General features: G+C 72.1%; 2 protein-coding genes. Both read left to right on the top strand.

The annotated features are described in order from the left end of the window. Nucleotides 1-1,108 precede the first annotated feature (1,108 nt). Entirely contained in the window at nt 1,109-1,450 is a 342-nt protein-coding gene (locus PHK61_RS31705) for a DUF6247 family protein (protein WP_274285023.1), read from the top strand. Then, the gene (locus PHK61_RS31710) at nt 1,451-1,699 is read left to right on the top strand and encodes a hypothetical protein (RefSeq protein ID WP_274285024.1); all 249 of its coding nucleotides are present in this window, start codon (nt 1,451-1,453) and stop codon (nt 1,697-1,699) included. The last annotated feature ends 287 nt before the right edge of the window (nt 1,700-1,986 follow it).

The raw sequence follows: 1,986 nt of genomic DNA on the forward strand, positions 1-1,986 counted from the left end.
GCGCGCCCCTCTTTTCGTCTCTCCAGGTCCGTCGAACGGGCTCTGCTGCTACGGCAAATGCGGGCGACAGCCGCTCGGGCAGTTCGATGCTCCTATTGTTCGTCAACTGCGCTCGAGGCAGCGCCGGATGTCGCGGTCGGCCTTGCCGTGACGCGGCGGCTCCCGGAGCGGTTGAGCCAGCGGAACATCGCGAACGCGGCGTCGGCGTGGCAGTGTCGGGGCGCGACCAGGCGGGGAGCTCGTGCAGGTCCGGGCGCCCAAGCGCCGACGCTCTCGCGATGACGATCTCGTGGTCGGTGGCCTCGGCCTCGAGGGCCCGGATTCGGCGGGCCAGGGCGCGCAGCTCGGTCAGCGCGGTGACGACCTCGACGTCCCCCTCCGGGCGGCGGGGCGCAGCCCGGCCGGACGAGTGGGGCGTCGGGTGGTGCGGCGCTCGTGGAACCCGGGCCCGAACTCTGCTCGGCGAGCGGTGATGACGGGCGCGCGCCGTTGGGGCGCCGGGCGTCGGTGGTGGGCTGGACCGCCGACCGGCGGGTAGTGAGCGGCGGCCGCTTGGCCATGCGTCGGCCCGATCTGGGGCGGCCAGGTGGGTGCGAGTTACCGCGACACGCGCGGCTCGTTCGGCGTCCAACGGGTCCGAGCGGCGCCCGCCGCGGCGAGCCGGGTGCGCCGGAGGATCGAGCTGCACCAGCACCTCACCGACGGCGGCGAGTGGCGGGCCAGCCGCTGTAGCGCCGACAGGCTCCGACAACCCTCGCGGTCGGCGGTAACGGTGACGATCACGACCAACGCCCTGGTGGCCACGACGACTACTGCAGCGGAGTTGGCGTCGGCCCCGGATGACGAGCTCGACGACCCCAGACGGGCATGGCGCCTCACAGACCTCACTCCGGTCGATCCACGGGGCCACACCCCGCCTGCTACCGCGACCACGAGGGCCGGCGAAAGGAACCCTCGCAGTAGCCCAGAGATCGAGTCGTCAGTGCTGCGGCTCCGGCTGTATCGCGTGATGTCGCGCTCGCATCGCCGGCCCAGCCCTCTCCGTGATCTCGAGGTCGGGCGTGGTGACATCGTCGTGCCACGCGGACCAGAGCCGTAGGGTTGCCGCATGACTGCCGCCGCTTCGTCCGTCCCCTCGGGGGGAGGAGACGTCGGGACATGGGCCGAGGCCACGCCCGCCGAGGTGCGAGCGGCTGTGGCGCCCGAGAGCGCGGTGGAGTTCGACCGGCAGTGGCGCGCGGCGCTCGCGCGGGCTGCCGACACGTACGACCTCGCGGTCGTCCACGAGTGCTTGGACGCGTGGCGGCGGGTCGCCCGCGTGACGACCGCCGCGGGTGGGGCGGACGGGTACCGCGCGATGCTCGCGACCGCTGCTTCGGCGCGGGCCGGCGAGGCGGCGACGTCGCCCACGGCGTCCTGGCGTGAGGTGCGTGCGGACCTCGGTCTGTAGGTGGCCTACGTCGTCGATGTCGGATCCGTCCGCGACGCGCTCGAGGCCCTGCCGTCCGAGGCCCTCGTGGCGCTCGCCGACATGCTCGACCTGCTCGAGCTCGCGCCGTGGTCCGGCGATCCCCTGGTGGACCGCAACCCCGACGGAGCCGTCCGGACCATGAGCTTCGCCGGCACGGGGCTCATCACCTACGTGATCGTCGAGCACCTCGGGCGGGTGGACCTCCTCCAGCTCCACTGGGCCGGGTAGCGGGAGGCGTTCGGATGCGCTCCCGGGCGAGCTCGACAGCCGGACGAGGGCGTCCGGAAGCCGCGCATCCGACCTGACCTGCGCCGATGATGTCGACCCACCCCCCGGTGAACGCGTCTGATCGCCCGTGTACTGTTCTCCACGTCGCCAGGGCGCAGAGGTTGAACCCGGCCCGGTCGACGCAGTAAGATAGGAAGGTCGCCCTCCGGAAGGCCTCACTCGGTGAGTGGGTTGGTACGGTGGTGTGGTTGTCCTTTGAGAACTCAACAGTGTGCTGATTGTTTGGT

Source organism: Actinomycetospora lutea, from assembly GCF_028737205.1.
Classification (GTDB): domain Bacteria; phylum Actinomycetota; class Actinomycetes; order Mycobacteriales; family Pseudonocardiaceae; genus Actinomycetospora; species Actinomycetospora lutea.